Here is a 23074-nt window from a genome sequence, read left to right as displayed (position 1 = left end):
TCGGGAGTTCTGCTGATCTTTTGGGGGGGAAACTCCCTATTTGGTGTGAGATAAATCACAAGTTAATCCCTTACTTTCCTGATGACTCCTGAGGTAATTTGCAGGTGAATTCGCGCAATGTCCTGATTGCGAAATCAGGGTTTTCCCTGACATACAAGATGAGCGGAAACGTCTACAATGTTAATTAAAATAAATCGGCTCTGGTGCGTAAGGAAATGGAGGTGGCCAGTATGACTCATGGGGATGCAAACATCATAGAAGAGCTGGAGCGATTGCGAAGCCTATCGTCAAGTGATTTTATCGCACTGGCGCCATTGCATGACAAAGTCGAGCGCATTCGTTGGAAATATGCTTCAGGCAGCAGGAATGAACGCTATCAGCAAATGGTGATTAAATCAGGTCAAGGATTAGCAGGTTCCGTCCTGCGCCTAGGCAGATGGGTGAAGCTCGATGACTCGCATCCTGACTCGGATCAAGTGCGACGAAGTTGTCCTGTCCTACTTGCTGAGCAGCTGCAGACAGCAGCGGTATTTCCAATTTTAATGGATTCCGATAATCTCTTGATAAAAGGTTTGCTGTTCATTGGCAAAAGAACACAGCCCAGATATGCTGAGGCCGAGCTTATTGTCGTTCAGAAAGGTCTTCCTACATTGGCTTGGTATCTGAAGGAGAATACAGGGGAAATGGCAAAATGAGTTCCATTACTGGAATTCATTTTATTTGTTATTAGTAATACAATAGGAGTAATGATAGGGTAGTTCTAGCCGATTTATTGGAGGATGGGTATGCCGAAAATTCTGGTAGTTGATGATCATGCCGTAGTCAGGTCGGGATTAATGAGCCTGCTGAATGGTAAGCACAGCATGGAAGTTATCGGAGAGGCTGCCGATGGACAAGAAGGTATTCAAGCAGCCCAATTGCTGAAGCCGGATGTCGTATTAATGGATTTGAACATGCCCCATGGCATGGATGGACTTACAGCAACCACAGAATTGAAGCGTCTGATGCCGGATTTGGCGGTGCTGGTTCTGACCATGCATGATGATGACGAATACCTGTTTAGGGCGATTCACGCCGGCGCCTCAGGGTATATATTGAAAAGCGCTCCGCATGAGGAGCTGTTGACAGCTATCCGCTCCGTTGCATCAGGAAACGCCTATTTGTATCCTACAGCAACCAAAAGGCTGATGAGTGAATATATAGAACGCTTGAAGCATGGAGAAAATATCGGTCCTTATGAATCGCTTTCGGAACGCGAGAAAGAAGTTCTGTCTCTGATTGCCAAAGGATTTTCCAATAAAGAGATAGCCGAACAATTGATAATTAGCGTAAAAACGGTAGAATCGCATAAAAGCAACGTGATGGAGAAGCTAGGGCTCAAAACGAGACCAGAGTTGGTCAAGTTTGCGGTGAAGAAAGGATTGTTGAATTTTGAGTAAGGATGTTAACAGGGAGTATCCGGAAGTGATTGGTGAAAATGTTACCGAGCTTATAGCACGTATGGATGATTATATTACGGACTCTTTGTTTCAAGCTGATCTGAAACAGTCTCTCAAGCAGCTGTCCAATGTAAAGTTCGCCCTAGATGAATCTTCCATTGTTGCTGTCACGGATCATAAAGGGAAAATTCAATACGTGAACGATAAATTTTGCGAAATATCCCAATATTCACGTGCTGAGCTTCTCGGTCAAGACCACCGGATTATTAACTCGGGCTATCATCGGAAGGAATTTATGACCCTCTTGTGGCAGACGATCTCCTCTGGCAAGGTATGGCGCGGGGAGATCAAAAATAAAGCAAAAAATGGCGGATTCTACTGGGTGGATACGACGATTGTGCCATTCGTGGATGAGAAGGGGCAACCCTACCAGTATCTTGCGATTCGTAACGAAGTCACGCAATTAAAGCGTGTCGAAGAAGAACTGCAGCTTATGATGTCGCAGGTTATGCAAATTCAGGAGGAAGAACGAAGAAAATTTTCTCGTGAGCTGCATGACGGCATTGGACAGAGTCTGTTCTCTCTGTTGATTCAGATGGATAGAGTGATCGGGGAAAGTGAAAAGTCTGAAATATCCGGGCTTCGACAGGTGGTTTCCGGAATTATTGAAGAAGTTCGTAATTTGGCGTGGGAAATCCGTCCGTCTGTTCTGGATGATTTGGGTGTAGTGCCGGCAATTCGAACCTATATAGAAAATTACACGGGGCATTACGGTATACGTGTCATACTGGATAGCAATTTGCGTAAGCGATTGGGAGCGTTGGAGGAAACGACCATCTACCGAGTTATCCAGGAGGCTCTTACCAACGTAGCCAAATATGCCGATGTATCCGAAGCTAACGTGTACGTTCATGATAAAGATTCGTTTGTTGAAGTGCGCATCGAAGATCGGGGAAAAGGTTTTATTCGCAGTGGCGGCTCCAAAGGAGTGGGGCTGTTCAGCATGGAGGAAAGAGCGAAGAGCATTGGCGGTGAAATCGCTATTCATTCTGAAATGGAAAAAGGGACGACGATCACCTTGATTGTACCAAAAAGGTGAATCATACATCCCTACGTAGAGTTTTGCTGAGCTCTTAGGAATTAAATTGCTTAACAAACAAGCCATATCCGCTTGCCTCAAGGTCATCTTTCGGAATGAACTGTAAAGCGGCAGAGTTAATGCAGAAACGCAGTCCTGTTGGCTCGGGGCCGTCATTGAACACATCGCCTAGAAAGGAATCGGCACAACGGCTTCTGACCTGGGTAACCACTGAGAATAAGTCGCGTTTTTCTTTAAATATAAGTTGGTCTGGCTCCAACGGTTTCGTAAAGCTAGCCCAGCCCGTACCCGCATCAAATTTGTCTTTAGAGCTAAATAAGGGCTCACCCGAAACAATATCTACGTAAATACCTTCTTTTTTGTTATCCCAATATTCGTTGTGAAACGGCTGCTCGTCTTTATCATGCTGAGTTACGTCGTATTGGAGCTTAGTCAACGTTTTCAACTTTGCATCTTTGTTAAAATCTTTATATGCATTCATTTTTTCGGGAATCACGATCCGATCTTTCCCCCAAGTTTTATTCAAAAATGCACCCCGACCAGAGCCGAGTTCATTGACCTTGTAGCTGATTGGATTTTTTTTGTAATAGTCCTGATGTTCCTCCTCCGCTTTGTAAAACGTTGATGCGCGGACAATCTTCGTTACAATCGGTTTATCGAACTGTCCTGACGAACTTAACGCCTCTTTGGATGCTTCGGCTAACTCTTTCTGTTCATTGCTATTGTAAAATACGGCGGAAAGATATTCTTTACCACGATCAACGAATTGACCATCTGCATCGGTAGGATCAATGTTTCGCCAGTAAACTTGGAGCAGCTGGTCATACGTTATCTGATCCGGATTAAAGCGAACTTCCACCGATTCTAGATGGCCTGTAGTTCCAGTAGACACTTCGCCATAGGTCGGATTTTCCTTTTGTCCGCCTGTATATCCGGTTACAACTTGCAAGACACCATCAAGCTTTTCGAAGGGTAACTCCATACTCCAGAAACATCCTCCAGCAAAAATAGCGGTATCGTAATGGGTGCTCGTTTTTTCACTAATCGTCGTTAACACCTCTTGAGCCTTCGTTATTTCATTTTTGTTAAATGAAGCGTAAATGGTATAGCCAATCAGGACGAATAGGGCAATAGGCAGCACAACTAATTTTTTTTTGGAAGTCATTTTTCCTTCGCCTCCGTTATAAGTTCTTCTAAGTTCTCAAGCTAATTCCATGCCTTTTTGCATTTTTCTGAGGAAGTAGTATGAAAGTAGAACAAACAATAAGACGACGATAGACTTAATACTTCCCATAGGATTTCCGACCGCATTTTCCGACCAAAATGCCGCTATACAATCAATCGTAAAACCGGCATATGCCCATTCTTTTAGCCTGTTAAATCTGGGAACAAGAAGAACAATGATACCTATGAGTTTGGCTACTCCAAGAATAGTCAGAAAGTAGGGAGGATAGCCCAACAGCTGAGTCGATTCTGCTAATGTTTTCGGGGTTTGCAACAGCTCATTGACGGCACTGAGTAAGAATCCTATTAGTGTACAAATCGTAATTACCCAGTAGGTGATTTTAATTTTCTTCATTTCAATAACTCCTCGTATCCATTTTTTAGTGTTGTCTTTCTTACACTTTGATTTTATCAAGAACAAGAAGCGGGCAAATCTATGAAAAGTCATGTATTTACAAAGAAAAAGGCAGAACGTTTGATCGCTAAAGCATGATTAATCTCATACTCTATGCCAAAAGTCATGCCTTTTTCATTATAGTTGATGACGAACGGAGAATACGGCTGCTTGTGTTCGGTCGCGCAATCCTAGCTTAGCTATGAGATTCGAAACGTGATTTTTCACAGTACCTTCCGTGATATTAAGCAAGCCTGCAATCTCTTTATTATTTAATCCTTGGCCCAATAAAGTTAGGACCTCTTTCTCCCGTTCGGTCAGTTGGCTGAGCTGGGCAGGCTCATGACTATGTAAAGGATGAGCGTTATCCGGGTGCCGTTCCGACATTTTTTTCAACTCGTTAAGCAGCGTTGCTGTGATATCCGGTTGAAGAACGCTCCCGCCATTGTATACCGTTTGAATCGCACTTACGATCGCCTCAGAGGGCATATCTTTCAACAAATAGCCATGGACGCCTTTTTCCAAAACTCTTAAAATTAGCTCCGCGTCATCGAATGTGGTCAGAATCAGTACCTTTGTCTCCGGTAAAGCTCTAAGAATCAATTCCGTTCCTTCCACGCCATCCATGCCCGGCATTCGGATATCCATCAATACAACATCGGGTCGCAATTCATGCGCCTTCGTATAGGCATCTCTCCCATCCACCGCTGTTCCAACGACTTCCATGCCCTGTTCCAACCCGATGATGGTCGCAAGTCCCTCTCTCATGAGCCTCTGATCATCTACGATGAGGATTTTCAATGATGTACACGCTCCATTTCTGTTAGTGGATAAGGGAATTGTACTTCAACAGCAAAACCTTCTTGCTGATCCATGCCAAAATGCACCTTTCCGTTCCACTCCCTAACTCTTTCTTGCAAATTGATTAAACCAAACCCCAGCTTCAGTTCAGCAGGGACCTCTCCGTCATTGCGTATGCATAGAGAAAAATCGGTCTCCGAATAGGTTAACAAGATTTCCGCATGTCTCGCATGGCCGTGTTTATGAGCATTCGTCAGTGATTCCTGGACAATTCGATAAGCCGTTAATTGAAGATCACCTGGCAGTGGGACAGGTATCCCTTTTACTTCAAAAGTGGTTTGAACCTCGGCAAATTTGGTGAATTCCTCCGTTAGTTTCCCCAGGCTATCATTTAAGGAAGTGGACGTAACAGGCTCATCTCGAATAGCCCTTACCGAAAGTCGGACCTCTTGCAAAGACGATCTAATTAGATCTTCACAGGCCAGATAGGTTTGTTCACTGCGTAAAGGATCCAGACTGCTTAGCTTGCGAGCCGCTTGCATTTGAACTAATAATGCCGTCAGTTTATGACCTACCGTATCATGAATTTCTCGTGCAATTCGCACTCTTTCCCTCGTCGCTGCCCACTCCTCCGTTCTAAGAGCATAGTCCTGAAGCTGCTCATGGGATTGCATCAATTGTGCATACAACTGCATCGTATCCCGACGTGCGCGTTGATAAAAATTGATTAGAGAGCTCACAATCCCTGCGAAAACAATGAACGAACAGGTAATGAAATAACCAATTTCATCGATTCGTTTGTATAGATACCATTCAATACTGCCCATCGTAATGATATACACGACCAGCAGAAGCAAGCATGTAATAATTAACATTCGGGTGTTCTTTAGAAACATTAAAATGGCTAAAGCTGTAATTCCAATAAATAAATGGTTCGGGAAATTTCCACCAATATAGACATAACCATAAGAAGCGGATACCAAGAAATCTAAGATAAGGATGTGAAAAAGCCAGGTGTGTTTTTTTTTCATCTTTAAATAAAATTGAACCAGAAGAAAAACCACCAATGAAAAGACAACAAAACTTAGTCCCCAAAAAATTGTAATTGAATTCTGGAAATAAAAAACACCAGTTAAAGCCAAATCAAAAGCAAGCTTTATACCAAAAAACAGCCTCCATGAAAGGGAGTTTTTTCGTAATTCATCCGTTTCTTGAAACATTCTCTTCAGCTCACCTCATCTATTCTGGATCTTGTTGAAGCGATTATAGCATAATGAATTAAAAAGATCGCTTCTTCACATATTGCCTCTTTGGCAAGTGGAGAGCGATCTGTCTATTGTTCCACACGAAGCTTCGAGCGTTTCTGTTGTTCTTCCCGATATTGCCGGGGGGATAATCCAAAATGCATGCGAAATTGCCGATGGAAGTACGTATAGCTATTAAAACCGCATGATTTTGCGACATAATCAAGTGACATTGCGCTGAAACGAATGCGCTCGCATGCGACGCCCAGGCGGACTTCAATAGCATAACTCATAATGGATTGGCCAAAATTGATTTTAAACAAATTCACAGCTCTGGAGATACTAATTCCCGCATGTTTGGCGATTTGCTCCAAGGTGAGAGTTTCTGTCGCATGCTGATCGATGAATTTTTTTATTCGATAGGCGATGTAGGATGGACTTAACGTTGTTCCCATGCCGGCAATTTCATGCAGGCGCTGTAAAGTTAAGCAAAAGACGCGCAGTGTATAATCTGTCAGCTCATCGTGGGTGTCATTCCTCCGTAACCTTTCCTTCATCAACTGATTCCACAGCTTCAGAAGATCGTCGTCAAGAGGTATGGTTGTCTTTTGCGGAGGGTTGAAATTGGCCCACCATTGGTCAATCCATGTTCCATTGCAAATCACATAGTAATCGATGCTGTTGTTTTTCAGGATAAGCTCGTACTTTTCGCCAGGACGAAACATAAGCAGGTCTCCAGGCTCAATCACAACAAATTCGTTATCAATCAGCGCTTCACAGCAGCCGCTTGTCTGCAACCTAATGATGTATGTGTTTAGAAACTCACACGGATTTCTAAAACGCTTCTTATGATGCGCCATCGCTGCATCAATCGTTTCAGCTCGCAGTTTATCCTCGCGTCCATGCACCACCAGTTTCCTCCTTTGTTTGAGCAAATCGTTCATGTTTCGGTATCTATTAGATAATTATACGAACTTTCTAGACACTTGTATGCAAATATTTCCATACGTGAACGTGACCGCCCTTGAACAGGGCGGCATTTGTATTTTTATTTTAATGAGGCTATTCAAAATAAATGGCTTTTCCAGTCTTTGAAGACTCATAGATCGCTTCTAATATTTGTGTGACAACAAGTGCTTGCTCCGGTTTTACCAACGGCTCGGTGTTATGAAGGATACATTCGAGCCACAACCGCGCTTCCAAGTCGCTTGAACTTTCTGCTTTGCCTTCAAAAAAGGCGACCCCGCCTGCACTCAAATCGATGGTGGTAGTGTACATTCTTCCCAGCTTTTCACCATTAATGCGGAGTCCGTCACGCATGTCCGCTCCGCCTTCCGTACCGCAAAGCGTCGTTTTTGCCTCTAACGTATCAAGGGAGTTAAGTGCCCAACTGGATTCGAGTATAACGTTCGCACCGTTCTGCATCGTTATGAAGCCGAAAGCTGAATCCTCCACCGTAAATTTATCCGGATCCCACGGTCCCCAGGCATTTGCTGCGTTTTCTTTGCGGCTAAGCTTGTGATAGGCCCTGCCCAAAACACATTTTGGTGCGTAATTGTTCATCATCCGAAGTGTTAAATCCAACGCATGGCTGCCGATATCAATGAGAGGGCCACCACCCTGTTTCTCTTGATCTAGAAAGACACCCCAGGTGGGAACAGCGCGTCTGCGTATCGCATGAGCCTTGGCAAAATAGATGTCGCCGAGCTCGCCGTTATCGCAAATTTGTTGCAAATAACGGCTGTCTGGCCGGAAATTATTTTGGTAGCCAATTGAGAGCTTTTTGCCGGTACGTTTCGCAGCATCCACCATGGCTTGTGCTTCTGCGGCAGTTTTGGCCATCGGTTTCTCACACATGACATGCTTGCCTGACTCCATGGCCGCGATAGAGATCTCCGCATGTGAATCGTTCGGCGTACATACATAGATCACATCGATGGAGGCATCTTTAAGGACTTCTCTATAATCGTAAAATGCTTTTGCGTCAATCGAACCGTATGCTGCCACTGCCTTTTCTGCTTTTTCGACCATAATATCGCAGAAGGCGACCATTTCTAGCTCCTTTAGCTTGGAGAGCGATGGGAAATATTTCTCGAATGCAATGCCTCCACAACCAATAATTGCCCCTTTAATTTTTTTCGTCATCTTATTTGACCTCCATAAACCTATAATTTTGGCGCAGCCAATCCATACTTATCTTTACACTTTCTAGCGCAGAGAGCTCACAATCGTCTTGTTCGACGATGAGCCATTCTGTTCCCGCCGCCTCTGCTGCCGCAATAATTGCGGGTAAATTCATCTCGCCGCGTCCCAGCTCCAACGTTTGATAAGTGCCATCAGCGAACTTGCGAATGTCCTTCAAATGAATCAAAGGCACACGTCCAGCATACTTTTCAAGGTAAGCAATAGGATCGCAGCCAGCGTTATGTACCCAACAAACATCGAGCTCACTTTTCATATCGTCTGGGGATGTACATCCAAATAATGCATCGAACCAAGGTTGACCCTCATATGTTTCGGTGAATTCAACGTAGTGATTATGAAAGCCAAATGCGATGCCTTTGCTCGCAAATTGCTTGCTGCACTCGACAAAAAAAGCAACAGTTTCGGGAAGCGCTTGCCGTTGTTCTTGATTGATCCCTGGACAGACGACATAACGGCTGCCGATGGCAACATTCATGGCAATTTCTTCTTCCAAATAGTTTTGTAGGCGTTCCATGCTGACATGGCTGCCGATGGCTTTCAATGACAAGTCGGTCAGCAGCGTCTTTAACTGTTCAGGGCTAAAATCGTAATAACCTGCAAACTCCACGCCTTCATAACCGAGCTCAGCCACTTTTTGCAAAACCGTTGCGGCGTCATGCGTCATTTCATCTCGAAGTGTGTATAATTGCAGGCCTATTCCTATTTTCTTCACGAAAGCTTACCTCCCACTTCACACAAATTGTTCATTTCTGATTCATTATAAGATGAACGATCTCGCCATGAAATGAAGGATGTCATTGAAACATGAACAATATGATTAAGTTTTTCAGAGTGAAATTTAGGAACAAAAGACAGAAAAAGACCGCCCTAGGGAGGTCTTTTGTATATGTATGCTACCATTTAAGGCTACTAAGTTTGATGCCTACGGTAGTCTCCTGGCGTTACGCCTGCGTGCTTCTTGAACGTTCTATTGAAATGACTTATATGATTATAGCCCACACGGGTAGCAATCTCGGTCACATTGAGGTCCGTTCCCCCTAGCAGCTCCATAGATGCCTGAATACGAATGGCAGATAAAAGCTCGATATACGATTTGCCCCGCACCAGCTTGAGCATGTTGCTGAAATACGATGGAGCCATCAATGCTTTTGCGGAAACCTCTTCCAAATGAAGATCCTCATGGTAATGCGTTTCCATGTAACGGATAGCCTCATAGAAGGCTTCTCGGTGATGTGCCACCCTGTTGCGCTCATGTTGACTTTGCGTTTGTGAATAGCGTTTATACTGCCTGCCGGTAATGACTAGAAGCCTCAGGAGCTCGGCCTTGATCGCTAACCGATAGCCTTCTTCTTGTTCCTCCCATTCCGTGAGAATGACGTTCAGCAGGTTCTCGACCACAGACTGTGTAGGAGGAGGGAACGACATTTTGGGTAACAGATCGGCTTCGGAAATCAGGGGCCTGATATAGGCGAAATCGACGAATGTCTGCATTTGCGCCAGATCCTGAAAGCTTTCATTAATCGCATGGGGCATAAAATCGACCTGTATCATCTCAAAAGCCATCGAATCACGGGGTTCCAAGCGATGCTCTTGAAAAGGCGGGATCGAGAAGAGATCGCCTTTGGTCAACACATATTGTTGGCCCGCCGCCCAATGAAGACAACTGCCGGACATCATGTAGCACAGCTGCAGGTGCTCGTGAGCATGCTGATATCGATTCATATTCAGTGGCGTTCGAACTTCAATTTTAAAAGGAAACTGCTCGTCAAGAAACCCTTTGTATTCATAGATCGGATAATCAGACATACATGACCTCCACGACATTCATCCGTAACTCATTAGCTAAAGATAATGGTACACAGATTCGAGGAATTGTGCAAAAGAAACATAGAAAAGGGAAAGCGTTTACTGAGTTTCGCTGCAATAATAGGAGGAAGTGAAGTTGCCCACTAGATCTGGGAGGAAATGGGGAAAGCAGTATGAAGCATCTGGCATTTAGCACGCTCCCCTGCGAGGGCTGGTCTTTGGCTGAGATGATTGTGTTTGCCAAGGAATGCGGTTTTGGCGGAATGGAGCTGAGGGAAGGGCCCACATGGGGCATTACCACCGAGATGGCGCAGAAGGAGCGGGGAATAGCGCTTCGGAAGTTCGAGGAAGCGGGCATCCGAATCACCAATATCGGGTCAAGTGTATGTTTCACAGGCGAAAGAGGAGATGCCGAGCAATTCGAACTTTTTAAAAAGGTTGTTTCGCTCGCTCGCGATTTGAAGGCTGGCGGCGTGCGGATTTTCCTCGGCTACTTCAATAATCGCAGGGACAATCCGGTTCCTGCTATTCCATACCCTGAAATCATAGCTCAGATTAAGCAAGCTTGCGATTATGCGGCCTCTTACGGTGTTCAGGTATGGATTGAGACGCATAATGAATTCGCCACCGGCCGTTCGCTTCGCAAGCTGTTGGATGATGTTGACAGAGAGAATTGCGCGGTAATCTATGATATTATCCATCCACTCGAAGAAGGAGAGTCTCCAGCGGAGACAATCGCGTTACTAGGCTCGCAGTGCGTTCATGTACATGTCAAAGACGGCATCCCTTTTGAAGATCCGCTAGAGTCGAACTGGAAGTACACCAAGGTCGGCGAAGGGCAGGTTCCGATTGCTTCCATTGTAGATCAGCTTGAGCGAATGGGCTATACCGGCTATTACTCCCTGGAGTGGGAAACCAAATGGCGCAGGGAGCTGCAAGTTCCCGGTATGGAGCCAGCAGCTATTTTTCCTGCGTATGTTGAATTTATGCGTGAATTACTTCAAAGCCTAATGAAATGAGGGTTAAGCCTGTGAAAACATTAATTACGATCGCTGACGCTGGATTACGTGAATTATTTTGGCAGGAGTCCACTCTGAATAAGCTTTCCAGCTTCTCTGAGGTTGATTTTATTACCTTGAATGAGAAATTTACAAGTGAGGACCTGTCGGAACGAATTGGCTCTTATGATGCCTGCATCACTTCATGGGGTTCGCCTCGCTTTACCCCGGAAGTGCTCGCTCGCGCAGAGAGATTGAAATTTATCGGCCATGGAGCAGGCAGTGTAGCGTCGATCGTCAAAGAGGATGTGTTCGATACTTCGATTGCCGTAACATCGGCTAATAAAGTACTCGCCCTCTCGACTGCGGAGTGTGCACTTTCATTGATGTTTGCCGGAGCTTGGGACTTAGCAGGGTACAGCGCCGGGCTTAAAGAGGGACAGTGGAGCAATAACAACCGTGATACGATTCTCGGCGTGACGCGAAGAGTGATCGGTCTAGTCGGCTACGGGGAAATCTCCAAGCAGGTAATGCGGATGCTGCAGCCTTTTTACACGAAAATCTTGCTGCACTCTAGCTACTGTACACAAGAGGAAGCGGCTGCGCAGGGTGTCGAGCTCTGTGGTCTGAATGAACTGTTCGAGCGCAGCGACATTGTCTCACTGCACAATACGTGGACACCTCGCACGCAAGGGATGATCGGCGCGGAACAGCTGTCGCTGCTGCGCGACGGAGCGCTCTTCATTAATACGGCTCGCGGGCCTATTGTGAAAGAGCAGGCGCTCTTAGAAGAACTAAGCAAAGGCAGGATACGTGCAGCCCTTGATGTTTACGACATTGAGCCGATGCCAGCCGATCATAAGCTGCAGGCGATGCCGAACGTGTTATGCTTACCGCACATTGGCGGGTTCCATGGCATATTGAAGCGCGAGCTCTGTGATTTCATCGTCGATGAACTGCACCGGTTCGTGAAAGGTGAAGATTTGCTCGGCAAAGTTACGTTGGATCAGTACCGCAGACTGACGCCATGGTAGAGGGATCTCGTAGAAAAATTGTATAATAAAAAGGACAATTTTTCCATGAGGGGTGTAGCGATGAACGCAATAGAAACACGGATTCATTCGTTGAAACAGTATATGCCGGAGTTAACGGCACCAACTGATCTGGAAGATTTTTGGGATCGTGTCTCCCAGGAAGCAGCAGAATCTGTGAGATATACGATTGAGTCGGTCGCCTCCCCTTTCCTACAGGCCGAAGTTTACAAAGTTGTATTAGAGGGGGCAGCCAATACGCAGGTTCACGCTTGGTATATGCTGCCTTCCGTCCAGCTGCGTCATCCGCTTCCCTGTATCGTAACCTTTCACGGTTATTCCGGTTCCAAAGGTCAACCGGAGGATCATGCTGCATGGCTGCTTATGGGGTATGCCGTACTCGCCATCGACATTCGTGGGCAAGGAGGGGAGACCGGCAACGGGCTGCCGCAAGCATATGGCATGACCAAAGGGTGGATGACACAGGGGATTCTCGATCCGGAGGGTTCCTACTATCGGGCAGTAGCTATCGATGGCCTGCGTGCTGTACGGTGTGCGATGGCAATGCCGGAGATAGACCCCGAGAGGGTGTATGTTTTTGGCGGCAGCCAAGGGGGTGGTCTTGCGCTGCTTGTATCCGTATTGGAGCCTAAGCTGCGGGCTGTAATCGCACATGTACCGAATATGTGCCACATGGATCTGGGGATACTTCAATCGGTCAGTTCACTCACCGAAGCTGCGGAATTCGTAACTCGATTCCCGGACCACCTTGACGAGGTGCTGCGGACGCTTAGTTATTTCGACATCATGAATTTGGCCCATCGAATTACACTGCCCGTGCATGTGACGGTTGGATTGAAGGACACGACCTGCTTACCCGAGGCGATTTTTGCCGCATATAATCGAATCGCATCAGTGAACAAAACGATCGAGGTTCACCCGTTCATGGGGCATGCGATGCCCCCGGGATTTCACGCTGCGGGACATGCCTTTTTCTCGCAGTGGCTTTGAGGGTTGGGCAAGGGGAGCAGGAGCCTAGTAGTGATCTTTAGCTAATCACTACTAGGCTGTAGGCTCGTTTTTCATAAAGCTTTTAGCTAAATTCTCGACGTTTAAATCTCTTGTATTGCTATCATGTTCTCTTAAAACCTGAATCCAATATTGCTCCCCCGGTTTATTCGCTCTGAAAATGGCTTGATCTTTATTTTCAATACGAACATCGTGACCACAGTCTATTAAACATTGTTGAAAATCATTTAAGGTAGGTTTTTGATTTTCTTCTAAGAAGATAAGACCTCTTAAAAGTTGTACGCTATCCTTGTGGATAACTTTAAAGTGAATAATGTGTTCTTTTTTCATAGATAAACACGTCCCCCTACGATGACTTTTTTTGCATACCATAAGTATATGGTAGCTTTTGTTGTTGTTGGGGGCTGTGATTTTTGTTATAGCTCATCGTTGTAAAGTTGGAAATCATAGCAAGTTGAATCGAGTTGAAATGTCTGGATTTATTTGGAATCGCTAATTGACATGCGTATGCCTCCATGCTAAACTGTAACGAAAATGATTATAGATGATGAACTTCAGTATATCGTTTAGCAAGCATGTGATAGACCATCTTGAGTGGGGAGGACCATTCGTATGTCAACCGTTTTACCGCAAGTAGAGCAACCATCTGTATCAGAGGCACCCGGTATTATCCGAGAACGGACGGTCTCTTGGTTACTCTGTTTGACCATTATTCTAGTCGTTATGAACACGATGATGTTCAATTTGGCATTGCCCAAAATTGCTGTACAATTCGCTCTCAACCCCTCAACGGCGTCATGGGTCGTGACGGGTTACTCCATCGTTTTTGCCATATCATCGATTACTTTCAGCCGATTGTCCGATTTCGTGCCCATTCGAAGACTCTTCACGGCGGCGTTGCTGGCATTGGGCGGGGCATCCGTAATTGGTATGTTCAGCGACGGATTTGGGCTGCTCCTTATCACGAGGCTTATTCAGGCTGCTGGCGCTGGTGCCATTCCTTCGCTCGCGATCGTGCTTGTCACTCGTTACATTCCTGTGTCGCGCAGAGGCATGGCCATGTCGTTCATTTTATCAGCGGCCTCACTTGGCCTCGGGCTTGGTCCTGTCGTCGGCGGATCGATCGTGCAGTATCTGGGTTGGCATTTCCTATTTGTGATCACCGGCTTAACCCTGCTGCTGATCCCGGTTTTCCTGCTCATACTTCCCCGTGAAAAGGCGGAGCGCGGCTCGTTCGATTTTATTGGCGCCGTCCTGATCGGGATGGGAACGACAGGTTTGCTGCTCTTCCTCACATCCAAAAGCATGGTTGCACTCATTGTGGGCGTGATTGCCCTGGCCTTGTTCGCGGTACGCATCCGCAAAGCGACGAATCCATTCGTCCTGCCCGCGCTATTCGGCGACAGACTCTATCTGGCGCTTGGTGCTATCGGCATTAGCGCCTACATGATCAGTTTTGCCTTCTTGTTCCTCGCCCCGCAAATGCTGGCCAGAGTCTTCGGTTTAACACCGGCCGTATCGGGTCTTGTGCTCTTTCCAGGTGCGCTCCTTGCCATGCTGGTATCCAACCGGGTTGGTCGCCTCATCGACCGATACGGTAACGGCGCACTCCTTCGCTATACGCCATGGTTGCTGCTGTTTTCGACCGTTTTGCTGGCGCTGACTGCTGTCCATTCTTTCTATGGGCTTGCCGCTGTCTATATACTGACGAGCATCAGCATCACTTCTATCTCGAGTGCGGTCTCCAACGAGCTATCACGGCAGTTGACGAAGGAACGGATCGGCTCGGGTATGGGCTTATTCCAGCTGCTGCAATTTTTCAGCGGGGCTTTCGCCGTAGCCATCTCGGGGAGTGCACTCGTCTGGCAGAAGTCGCTGCCAACAGAGCGCGCGTTCGACAATCTAATCTGGGGCATGGTCGGAATCGCCATATTGACCATCGTCTTCGCCTTTATTTATCGCGGCTACGCCAGAAAGCGCACGAGTGCCGCTGCTGCTCTGGCTTAATATAGATTAACAAAGAGGATCCCGCGCGGATCCTTTTTGTGTTTTTAACAAGAAGTTTCGAATTCAGAAAATGGTTATCAGGAGAAAATCGGAGTATAGGTTATCCCTATTCTGGAAAAATTAAAGCAGATATGTAAATATGGGGGGCTTTTCAGGTGAATAAGACTGACCATCAGTTATCTGTTTTCTCTTTAGGCGGTATCAACGAAATTGGCAAAAATATGTATGTGGTGCAATATGGCGATGATATCATTGTCATTGATTGCGGTTCAAAGTTTCCAGATGAAAGCTTGCTCGGTATTGACTTGATCGTTCCGGATATTGCCTATTTACTCGAAAATAGCGATAAAGTCCGCGCATTGATTATTACACATGGACATGAAGATCATATCGGGGGCATTCCGTATATACGAAGACAATTGAACATGCCGATTTATGCAACACGGCTAACGCTAGGTTTAATTGAAAACAAGTTGAGAGAGTCTGGACTTCTTGCCGATACCCAATTTATTGAGATTGACTCTGATTCGAGCATCGAACTTGGACAGATCACGACTACCTTTTTCAAAACAAACCATAGTATCCCTGATTGCTTGGGGGTTGTTTTTCATACACCTGAAGGAACTGTCGTACATACGGGAGATTTCAAATTTGATTTGACCCCAGTGGGCAATCAATACCCTGATATTCATAAAATGGCGGAGATTGGGAAGGACGGTATTCTACTTCTTTTATCAGAAAGCACGAATGCCGAGCGCCCTGGCTACACACCTTCAGAAAGCCTTGTAGGTAAGCATATTGAAGATGCCTTCCATAAAGCAAAGCAAAAAGTGTTCATAGCCACCTTCGCATCGAATGTGCATAGGCTTCAGCAAGTTGTTGATGCTGCTCAGGCAACGAATCGAAAATTAGCTTTACTTGGCCGCAGTATGGTCAATGTGGTGAGAATTGCTTCCGAGCTTGGCTACCTAACGGTCCCCGAAGGGATGCTAGTGGAAGCGGGAGAAGTCAATCGGATGGCTTCTGATCAGATAGCGATCTTATGTACCGGTAGTCAGGGGGAACCGATGGCTGCCTTATCGCGATTGTCCCGTGCCAATTATCGTCAAGTAGAAATCATGCGTGGAGACACCGTTATTCTATCCTCATCCCCGATTCCGGGAAATGAACGCAATGTATCGCGGACGGTTGACAATTTATTTAGCCTAGGGGCTGAAGTGATATATGGTTCGAGCTCAGCGACAGGCATGCATGTATCCGGGCACGGGAGTCAAGAAGAGCTGAAGCTAATGCTAACGCTCATGAAGCCGAAGTATTTTATTCCGATTCATGGCGAGTTTAGAATGCTGCATCAGCACCGTATTTTGGCGGAAGGCGTCGGCGTGGACCCGGCTAACATCTACATATTAAATAATGGCGATGTCGTGGATATCAAGAACGAAGTAGCAACTCAGAGCCGCAAAGTGTACGCGGGGAATACCCTTGTCGATGGATTAGGGGATGTCGGCAATATTGTTCTGCGTGACCGCAAACAACTGGCCGAAGATGGTATCTTGATCGTGGTCCTTCTGCTTAGTAAAAGTGACGGTAAAATTTTGTCTGGTCCGGATATCATCTCCCGCGGCTTTGTCTACGTTCGAGAGTCGGAAGACCTGATGGATCAGGCTAATATTCTAGCAACAGAAACGATAAACAGGCTTCAAAGAGAAAACGTGAATCAATGGAATGTGCTTAAAACGAATGTAAAAGAGGCACTGGGAAGACTCTTTTATGAAAAGACAGGCAGGAGACCTGTTATTCTTACGATACTTACGGAGATTTAGATAAATAAATTTAGTGCTTTGGCTCGGCTGCGAGCGCTCGATAGCGATGTTTTTCATCGCTATCGCATTGTTTTCGCGAGCCGCGCGCATGCTATCGGATTGACCTTACACCCCGCTGCCCGCCAAGAGAACCGCCGCTAGAAACACGATCTGCAGCAGCGTTCGAGCGAGCAGCTTAGGCGTAGGTCTTCCGCCGATGGTTAAGCGTTCCCGGGCTGCCTTTACATTGGCCGGAAACATGGCTAATAGCAGAAGCGCTAAGCAGATGGAAGCCACCCGTGAGGTAGCGGGGAGGAGAATGCCGATGGCTCCGGCAATTTCCAGCCAGCCAGTGGCAGTTACCAGCCAACGCGGCCTCGGGAATGCGGGCGGAACCATCCGGATCAGATCCTCTCGGTTTTTACCCCAGTGGGCGGAAGCGGTAACCAGCAGCATAATGGCCACCGCTCCTTGGAGCGGAGTTTGCCAACTGTCGAAATAGGACCAGCCGAACAGGCCTAGAACTCTAAATAGCGTAAACGAAACCACAAGCACATAAAAAGGTATCATGAGTATCCCTCCGTTAAAGTCTATTGGCTTGATTTGCCTTTTAGCATATCTTTCATAAACAACGAATAATCTTGGGTATTAAAAAATGTCCCTGCTATTGGAATCGAGGAGCGCAAGCGGAACCCGAGTGAGAGCAGAACGAACATCTCCGCTGTTTTGTCCGCATCCACGGAGTCCGGAATGACTCCATGCTCTTGGCCAGTCATTATCCACTGTTTGGATACATGCACAGACCGCTCATAGTAGTGATTGAGCACATCCGCTACCAGAGGCTGATCCTCTTTTCCAAGTAAATACATAAGCACCTTGTTCGTTACGTCCTGACCATCTTCTAGTAGCGATAAACTTTCTGTGATCTTCTGCATAGGATTATCGAACGTAGGGCGGCTTGGATCCACTTCGTTCATAAAACGTGTGTTGGTCTCTTCCAGCCGCTCTTGCAGTACCCAAGCAAAAATTTCGTCTTTGCTCTTCACGTAATGGAAAATAGCCCCCTTGGACAGTCCTGATTTCTCCATGATGTCTTTCATGGTGATCGAGTGACATCCTTTTTCTCGTATCAGCGCTTTGGTTGAATCCAATAGCAGCGTCATTGTTTGCTGTCTGCGTTCCTCTTGCTTCAAAGTCATCCCTCCGAGTGCGTTTGTAACCTCATGTGTCGATATCTCTATATACACATTATATATACCGACCATCGGTTTGTAAATAGATTTTATTATTGGACGGTATATAAATAAGCGCATGCCGCCAAAATGGCGCATGCGCTTATTTATATGCCAATCTCTAGACAGGCAGCAGAAGCACTTTGCCCGAAGTCATATTCGCCGTGTACTGCTTGATGGCATCGACGGTTTGACTCATCGGGAAGTTTTGGCTAATCTCGGTTTGGATATGTGATCCGATTGATTTTTTCATTGAGCCCTGTAGGGCAAGCAGTTCAAAAATAGATTGCGTTTTCACCCAATCAGATGCCCAGAATCCGGCGATACGTTTCCGGCGAAAAACAAGATCATCGGCGTTGATCGTTGTCGTTTTTCCTCCCAGAAGGCCGTATTGGAAAATGGTAGCGCCATCAGGGAGCGCCGACAGCACGAGGCCCGTTAAGTCGCCTCCTACAGCATCAAAGCACACGGTAGCTCCTAGCTCATGGGACTTCATCTTTAAGTCCTTCTCGAAGGTAGCTGAGCTGCTGTTGACGATATGCTGTCCGCCTAATTCTCTCAGCAGCAGTTCTTGTTCTTCCTTGCGAACAACACTTATCACAGGAATACCATGCTCTTGGCCGAGTTTCACAAGTATTCTGCCAAGTGCACTAGCACCGGCGGTTTGAACGATGGCTTTGGATTTATGCTGCTTTGCTATTTTCACCATGGCCATGGCACTTGCCGGGTTGACGAAGAAAACAGCACCTTGCTCATCGGATACATGATCAGGCAGCACCATGCAGGTCATAGCACTCGCCTTGGTATAGGGCGCCCAGGAGCCGTAAACTTCGGATACGAAGGCGACACGCTTCCCTTTTAACATACGTGCGACAAGGCTGCTGCCTGTAGCGATGACGGTTCCGCATCCTTCCATGCCGCCAACCGAAGGCAGTTCTCGCTGTATACCATAATTACCGTGCAGAAATAATAAGTCGGCGGGATTAATGGAGGCAGCATGTACTTTAATCAGCACCTCACCGCTGTTTATGTCCGGAATGGCAGTTTCGCCAAATTCAATCCCTGAAATCCCTCCATACTCCTTGATCATAACGGCATTCATTATCTTCGTCATGCTAGTAAACCCACCTTATCTATTTGCGTATAATGTTCTCTAATGATTATATATGACTGCTGCAAAAGTGGGAATATTTATAACTGTCTGATAAATCCATGAGCGATATTGAGATCCGATGGCATGAATTTGGTTGCACCCGATTTGATCAAGCCAGCAAGAACGACACAATTAGAAGCAATAGCGCCGCGCATCCATTTGGGATCGAAAGGAGAGTTAGCTTCTAGGGTTTGGAGGTCCTGAGCTGCCAATTGTCTGGTTAGTTGGGTGAAATCACTTCTATGGCAATACAGATCATCCTCAAGCTCGATCTGGAAATGACGCAAATACGTTTTCTCACCGCCCGTATAGGCAAACTGCTCTAAGGAAGCCGGCAATCGGCAGGAAAGCCATTTGATACAAGTGGCAATCTGTCTTTGATCTGGAGGCCCGAGTAAGTTGAATTGTTGGTTAAGATCCGAGATGCCGAATGGAATCAGATAAGGAGCTTCGCTTTCACTCGTGATAATTTGGATGCTGCCTCCCCCGGTATTGATCACATCAAGGTCACTGGGGATATCGGATTCCGCTATCGCTTTCTTGAGCAACTCGGCTTCCTCTTTCTGGCTAATGGTTCTATAAGCAATCCTCAAATTCCTACAAACTTCCTGCATATGTTCGGACAAATGAGGTGATCTTCGCATCGCTTCTGTACCAATAGCTTCAATGTCTCCTTGGCCAAGGCCTTCGATAAAGGAGCATTGCGTAGAAAGCAAAGACTTTAAAGTCCCTTCAATCGACGGCAGGTCCACCCCGCTCTCCAGAAGCTCCCATGTTAGAACATCCACTTGCTCAATATGATCGTTTGATTTCCTAAACACTTTGGCACTATGACTTCCCAAATCCAAAATTAATTTATTACTTTGCATAAGATCTCACCCATTTGTTCCATAGTTTGGTTATCCCCTAGCGTGGTCTCAGAAATCCAATACTAAAGGATCAATGATTTCTATGTCAACCAATTTTTGCTAAAAATTAGTAAAAGATTGTATGGAGATATGCTTTCAACAAATTGCATTGTTTTACGACATAAACAGAATGAAGTCAGAGGGAGTAGGGGTATAGATGCAGGGATTTGCAGCTTAAATTGAACTCTTGAAAGAAGTTGTTTGCGAAGGTTGAAGCGAAGCAAATTAAGCCTATAACTTATCTGCTGAGAGGTGTCCTAATTCGGAATCCATCGTCAAATATGCGTAAGTGAGGTTGCCGGATGAATGCATCCCTATTCGCTGTTAAATGATGTTGTAAAATATGCAACAATTTATGCGACAAATGGATAAAGGGCTGCCCTCAAGGTCTAATTGACCTTTTGGAACAGCCCATCTTCACATGACAAATTTATAGCCTACGCCCCACACGGTTTTTATGTATTTCGGTTCTTTGGGATTAACTTCAATTTTCCTGCGCAAATTCGTAATATGAACGTCAATGGCACGGTCGTTTATGTAGGAATCGAAACCACGTAATGCATTTATGAGATCTTCTCTGCGGTAAACGCGTTCGGGATGCTCGTACAGCAGCCGGATAAGCTCGAATTCGGAGAACGTCATTTCGATGGACTCGCCTCGGACGTAGAGCGTTCTTTTTTCCAAATTAATGTTTAAATCCGTGGCAGATCCGGTAACTTCATGATCTACCTGAAGCTTTGTCGTCTCGGTAGGGTGTCCCAGTTTGAAACGACGTAATAGGGCTTGTATCCTGGCTTTCATCTCATGCATGCTGAATGGTTTGACTAAGTAATCGTCAGCACCTACGGTGAATGCTTCAATCTTTTCGCTCACTCTGGAGTCGGATGAAATGATAATAATGGGCACAGTAGTTATGTCCCGAATGGACGTACACAGCTCAATTCCTTCGAAGTCAGGAAGATTGAGATCGAGAAGAATGAGATCCGGTTCAAATTCATGCAATGCTGCAAGGCCTTCCTGACCGTTGTGGGACCTTAGGACTAGGAAGTCTTCCTCTTTCAGATACATACAGATCATTTCACCGATAATATCATCGTCCTCAATTAGCAGGACTCTGTCCATTAGAAACTCCCCCAAACTAAGCTAAATTTTCCAATTCATAATTCGTGAAATGAACAGAGGGAATGCACGCGCTAACACTTTACTCATTAATTCTATTATACGGTGTCGAAATTTAAGAGTAAACCGCTATCATTGACATTTTAAGAGAAATTGTTAGTAAAATATTAGCGAAATTAGAAGGAGGAAATCGTACCATTTAGGTAAGTAACTTAATAAGTGGAAAGTATAATAGAGATAATGTGTATTTATTGCTTGTAAGGGTGGTGGGGAAATGGGTCTTTTGGACGGGTTTGGTGTTCTAATGGTATGTGGATGTAGTGAATTAAGATCAGAAGTAGAGTCCTTAATCGAGAAGGATACACAGTTCGTAATGACAGGTATGGCGAAGCAGGGAAATACCGTACTTGACTGCATCTTGGCTAATAAACCGGATTTAGTTATCGTTGATTTAGATATGGTTAACGCAGATGGATTACTTGCGCTTCATCTTATTATGAATCATAGTCCTATTCCTGTCGTAGTACTTAGTACGCATACACCCGAAGGTTCTATGAAAACCATTCAAGCGATGCGGCTAGGTGCAGCAGATTATTTTCATAAAGAAATGTTATCCATGGAATTGAAAAATAAGTGTATGACCTCTTACTTTCTAGAACGATGCAAAATGGCCATTCAGAACGGCATTCAAGGTGTCTATGACACTCACTTCTATTCAACAGGAATTGCAGAAGCCGTTCTTTCCGCCTCCTTGCCAAATAGACAAGATCAGTTCCAAAGGCGTATGGACATCGAGTTTCAATTGCGAAGAGCGATTGATAATCAGGAATTTCATCTTGTTTATCAACCAGTTGTTGATGTATATTCGAATCGAATTGTAGGACTAGAGAGCCTGATTCGTTGGCATAACCCTACTTTGGGTCATGTGCCTCCTTCTGATTTCATCCCCATAGCGGAAGAAAGCGGTCTTATTCATGAAATAGGGGAATGGGTATTGAAGGAAGCCTGTATGCAGAACAAGCGGTGGCAGGAAGCTGGTCTTTCCAAAGTGTTCGTTGCGGTTAATTTGTCCAGACGGCAGTTCAATGATAGCCGACTTAGCCGGATGATTCAGACTATTTTGGAGAAAACAGGCCTACAACCCAAGTACTTGGAGCTCGAAATTACGGAAAGTATGAGTATGCAAGTTGAACTGGCCGCAGACGCACTTCGTCAGCTGAAGAAGCTGGGTGTTCGCGTCGCGATGGATGATTTTGGTACCGGATATAGCTCGCTCGGGTATCTCAGAGACTTCCCCATTGATAAATTGAAAATTGACCAATCCTTTATTAAGGGATTGATACATAAACAAGTGAATGCGGTTATCGTAGACACGATGGTTACGATGGCTAGAAATTTGAATCTTCTCGTTGTAGCGGAAGGTGTAGAGACGGAGGAGGAGCTTCAAGTACTGCGGGAGTGTGGCTGCAGGCTGGTCCAAGGCTATTATTTCAGCCAGCCGGTCATGGCGAAGCGTATTGAGGAAATGCTGCATCTAGAAACTAAACAAACGGGATAGCGTGATTATCCTACATTCTAAGTCG

Annotated in this window: 23 protein-coding genes; 9 read left to right on the top strand and 14 right to left on the bottom strand. The window is 45.7% G+C overall.

Annotation, left to right across the window (positions count from 1 at the left end; all coding sequences use genetic code 11):
• Positions 1-230: 230 nt before the first annotated feature.
• The 3 genes from NYR53_RS31735 (at position 231) to NYR53_RS31725 (ending at position 2538) form a co-directional block, all read left to right on the top strand.
• Positions 231-695 carry a GAF domain-containing protein gene (locus NYR53_RS31735; RefSeq protein WP_261303015.1) on the top strand — a complete coding sequence of 155 codons (465 nt, stop codon included), beginning with the start codon at positions 231-233 and terminating at the stop codon, positions 693-695.
• A gap of 90 nt (positions 696-785) precedes the next feature.
• A complete protein-coding gene (locus NYR53_RS31730; RefSeq protein ID WP_029195708.1) occupies positions 786-1439 on the top strand; it encodes a response regulator transcription factor in 654 nt (217 codons plus the stop codon).
• Positions 1432-2538 carry a PAS domain-containing sensor histidine kinase gene (locus NYR53_RS31725; RefSeq protein WP_437180109.1) on the top strand — a complete coding sequence of 369 codons (1107 nt, stop codon included), beginning with the start codon at positions 1432-1434 and terminating at the stop codon, positions 2536-2538. The genes NYR53_RS31730 and NYR53_RS31725 overlap by 8 nt, the downstream gene beginning before the upstream one ends.
• Positions 2539-2572: 34 nt before the next feature.
• Here the strand turns inward: NYR53_RS31725 and msrA are convergent, their stop codons facing one another.
• The 8 genes from msrA to NYR53_RS31685 form a co-directional block, all read right to left on the bottom strand.
• Entirely contained in the window at positions 2573-3703 is a 1131-nt protein-coding gene (gene msrA, locus NYR53_RS31720; RefSeq protein ID WP_261303014.1) for a peptide-methionine (S)-S-oxide reductase MsrA, read from the bottom strand.
• Positions 3704-3739: 36 nt separating this feature from the next.
• On the bottom strand, positions 3740-4117 hold the full coding sequence (locus NYR53_RS31715) for a DoxX family protein (protein ID WP_261303013.1): 378 nt from the start codon (positions 4115-4117) through the stop codon (positions 3740-3742).
• Between the two features lie 177 nt (positions 4118-4294).
• On the bottom strand, positions 4295-4957 hold the full coding sequence (locus NYR53_RS31710; protein ID WP_261303012.1) for a response regulator: 663 nt from the start codon (positions 4955-4957) through the stop codon (positions 4295-4297).
• Positions 4954-5988, bottom strand: a complete 1035-nt coding sequence (locus tag NYR53_RS31705; protein WP_261303011.1) for a sensor histidine kinase — start codon at positions 5986-5988, stop codon at positions 4954-4956. Before NYR53_RS31705 ends, NYR53_RS31710 begins: the two co-directional genes overlap by 4 nt.
• Positions 5989-6290: 302 nt before the next feature.
• A complete protein-coding gene (locus tag NYR53_RS31700; protein WP_261303010.1) occupies positions 6291-7112 on the bottom strand; it encodes an AraC family transcriptional regulator in 822 nt (273 codons plus the stop codon).
• A gap of 151 nt (positions 7113-7263) precedes the next feature.
• Positions 7264-8346, bottom strand: coding sequence for a Gfo/Idh/MocA family protein (locus NYR53_RS31695; protein WP_261303009.1), 1083 nt, complete (start codon positions 8344-8346; stop codon positions 7264-7266).
• A gap of 1 nt (position 8347) precedes the next feature.
• Positions 8348-9118, bottom strand: a complete 771-nt coding sequence (locus NYR53_RS31690; protein ID WP_261303008.1) for a sugar phosphate isomerase/epimerase family protein — start codon at positions 9116-9118, stop codon at positions 8348-8350.
• A gap of 197 nt (positions 9119-9315) precedes the next feature.
• Positions 9316-10212, bottom strand: coding sequence for a helix-turn-helix transcriptional regulator (locus NYR53_RS31685; RefSeq protein WP_261303007.1), 897 nt, complete (start codon positions 10210-10212; stop codon positions 9316-9318).
• Between the two features lie 173 nt (positions 10213-10385).
• On the opposite strand from NYR53_RS31685, the gene NYR53_RS31680 reads away from it, so the two are divergent.
• The 3 genes from NYR53_RS31680 to NYR53_RS31670 are packed head-to-tail and all read left to right on the top strand — an operon-like array spanning position 10386 to position 13252.
• A complete protein-coding gene (locus NYR53_RS31680) occupies positions 10386-11231 on the top strand; it encodes a sugar phosphate isomerase/epimerase family protein (RefSeq protein ID WP_261303006.1) in 846 nt (281 codons plus the stop codon).
• 11 nt (positions 11232-11242) lie between these two features.
• Entirely contained in the window at positions 11243-12244 is a 1002-nt protein-coding gene (locus tag NYR53_RS31675) for a hydroxyacid dehydrogenase (RefSeq protein WP_261303005.1), read from the top strand.
• A 60-nt stretch (positions 12245-12304) separates the two neighbouring features.
• Positions 12305-13252: an acetylxylan esterase gene (locus tag NYR53_RS31670; RefSeq protein WP_261303004.1), complete on the top strand. Its 948-nt coding sequence runs from the start codon at positions 12305-12307 to the stop codon at positions 13250-13252.
• Between the two features lie 51 nt (positions 13253-13303).
• Here the strand turns inward: NYR53_RS31670 and NYR53_RS31665 are convergent, their stop codons facing one another.
• A complete protein-coding gene (locus NYR53_RS31665; protein ID WP_261303003.1) occupies positions 13304-13600 on the bottom strand; it encodes a hypothetical protein in 297 nt (98 codons plus the stop codon).
• Between the two features lie 282 nt (positions 13601-13882).
• Here NYR53_RS31665 and NYR53_RS31660 point away from each other — a divergent pair, with 282 nt between their 5' ends.
• Both NYR53_RS31660 and NYR53_RS31655 read left to right on the top strand, forming a co-directional pair.
• Positions 13883-15277, top strand: a complete 1395-nt coding sequence (locus NYR53_RS31660; protein ID WP_261303002.1) for an MFS transporter — start codon at positions 13883-13885, stop codon at positions 15275-15277.
• 155 nt (positions 15278-15432) lie between these two features.
• Positions 15433-17100, top strand: coding sequence for a ribonuclease J (locus NYR53_RS31655; protein WP_261303001.1), 1668 nt, complete (start codon positions 15433-15435; stop codon positions 17098-17100).
• Between the two features lie 105 nt (positions 17101-17205).
• On the opposite strand, the gene NYR53_RS31650 is transcribed toward NYR53_RS31655, so the two are convergent.
• From NYR53_RS31650 to NYR53_RS31630, 5 genes are all read right to left on the bottom strand, one after another.
• Positions 17206-17649 (bottom strand): DoxX family protein, encoded by a 444-nt coding sequence (locus tag NYR53_RS31650; RefSeq protein WP_261303000.1) that lies wholly within the window; start codon positions 17647-17649, stop codon positions 17206-17208.
• Positions 17650-17669: 20 nt separating this feature from the next.
• Positions 17670-18272, bottom strand: coding sequence for a TetR/AcrR family transcriptional regulator (locus NYR53_RS31645; protein WP_261306591.1), 603 nt, complete (start codon positions 18270-18272; stop codon positions 17670-17672).
• Between the two features lie 160 nt (positions 18273-18432).
• The gene (locus tag NYR53_RS31640) at positions 18433-19425 is read right to left on the bottom strand and encodes a zinc-binding dehydrogenase (RefSeq protein WP_261302999.1); all 993 of its coding nucleotides are present in this window, start codon (positions 19423-19425) and stop codon (positions 18433-18435) included.
• Between the two features lie 77 nt (positions 19426-19502).
• Complete coding sequence (locus NYR53_RS31635) at positions 19503-20333, bottom strand: Ppx/GppA phosphatase family protein (RefSeq protein ID WP_261302998.1); 831 nt, start codon at positions 20331-20333, stop codon at positions 19503-19505.
• 456 nt (positions 20334-20789) lie between these two features.
• Positions 20790-21494, bottom strand: a complete 705-nt coding sequence (locus NYR53_RS31630; protein ID WP_261302997.1) for a response regulator transcription factor — start codon at positions 21492-21494, stop codon at positions 20790-20792.
• A 271-nt stretch (positions 21495-21765) separates the two neighbouring features.
• On the opposite strand from NYR53_RS31630, the gene NYR53_RS31625 reads away from it, so the two are divergent.
• Entirely contained in the window at positions 21766-23049 is a 1284-nt protein-coding gene (locus NYR53_RS31625; protein WP_261302996.1) for a GGDEF/EAL domain-containing response regulator, read from the top strand.
• The last annotated feature ends 25 nt before the right edge of the window (positions 23050-23074 follow it).

Origin of the sequence: Paenibacillus andongensis, assembly GCF_025369935.1 — a bacterium.
In the GTDB taxonomy this organism is placed as follows: domain Bacteria; phylum Bacillota; class Bacilli; order Paenibacillales; family NBRC-103111; genus Paenibacillus_E; species Paenibacillus_E andongensis.
This window is presented reverse-complemented; position numbering and strand designations above follow the sequence as displayed.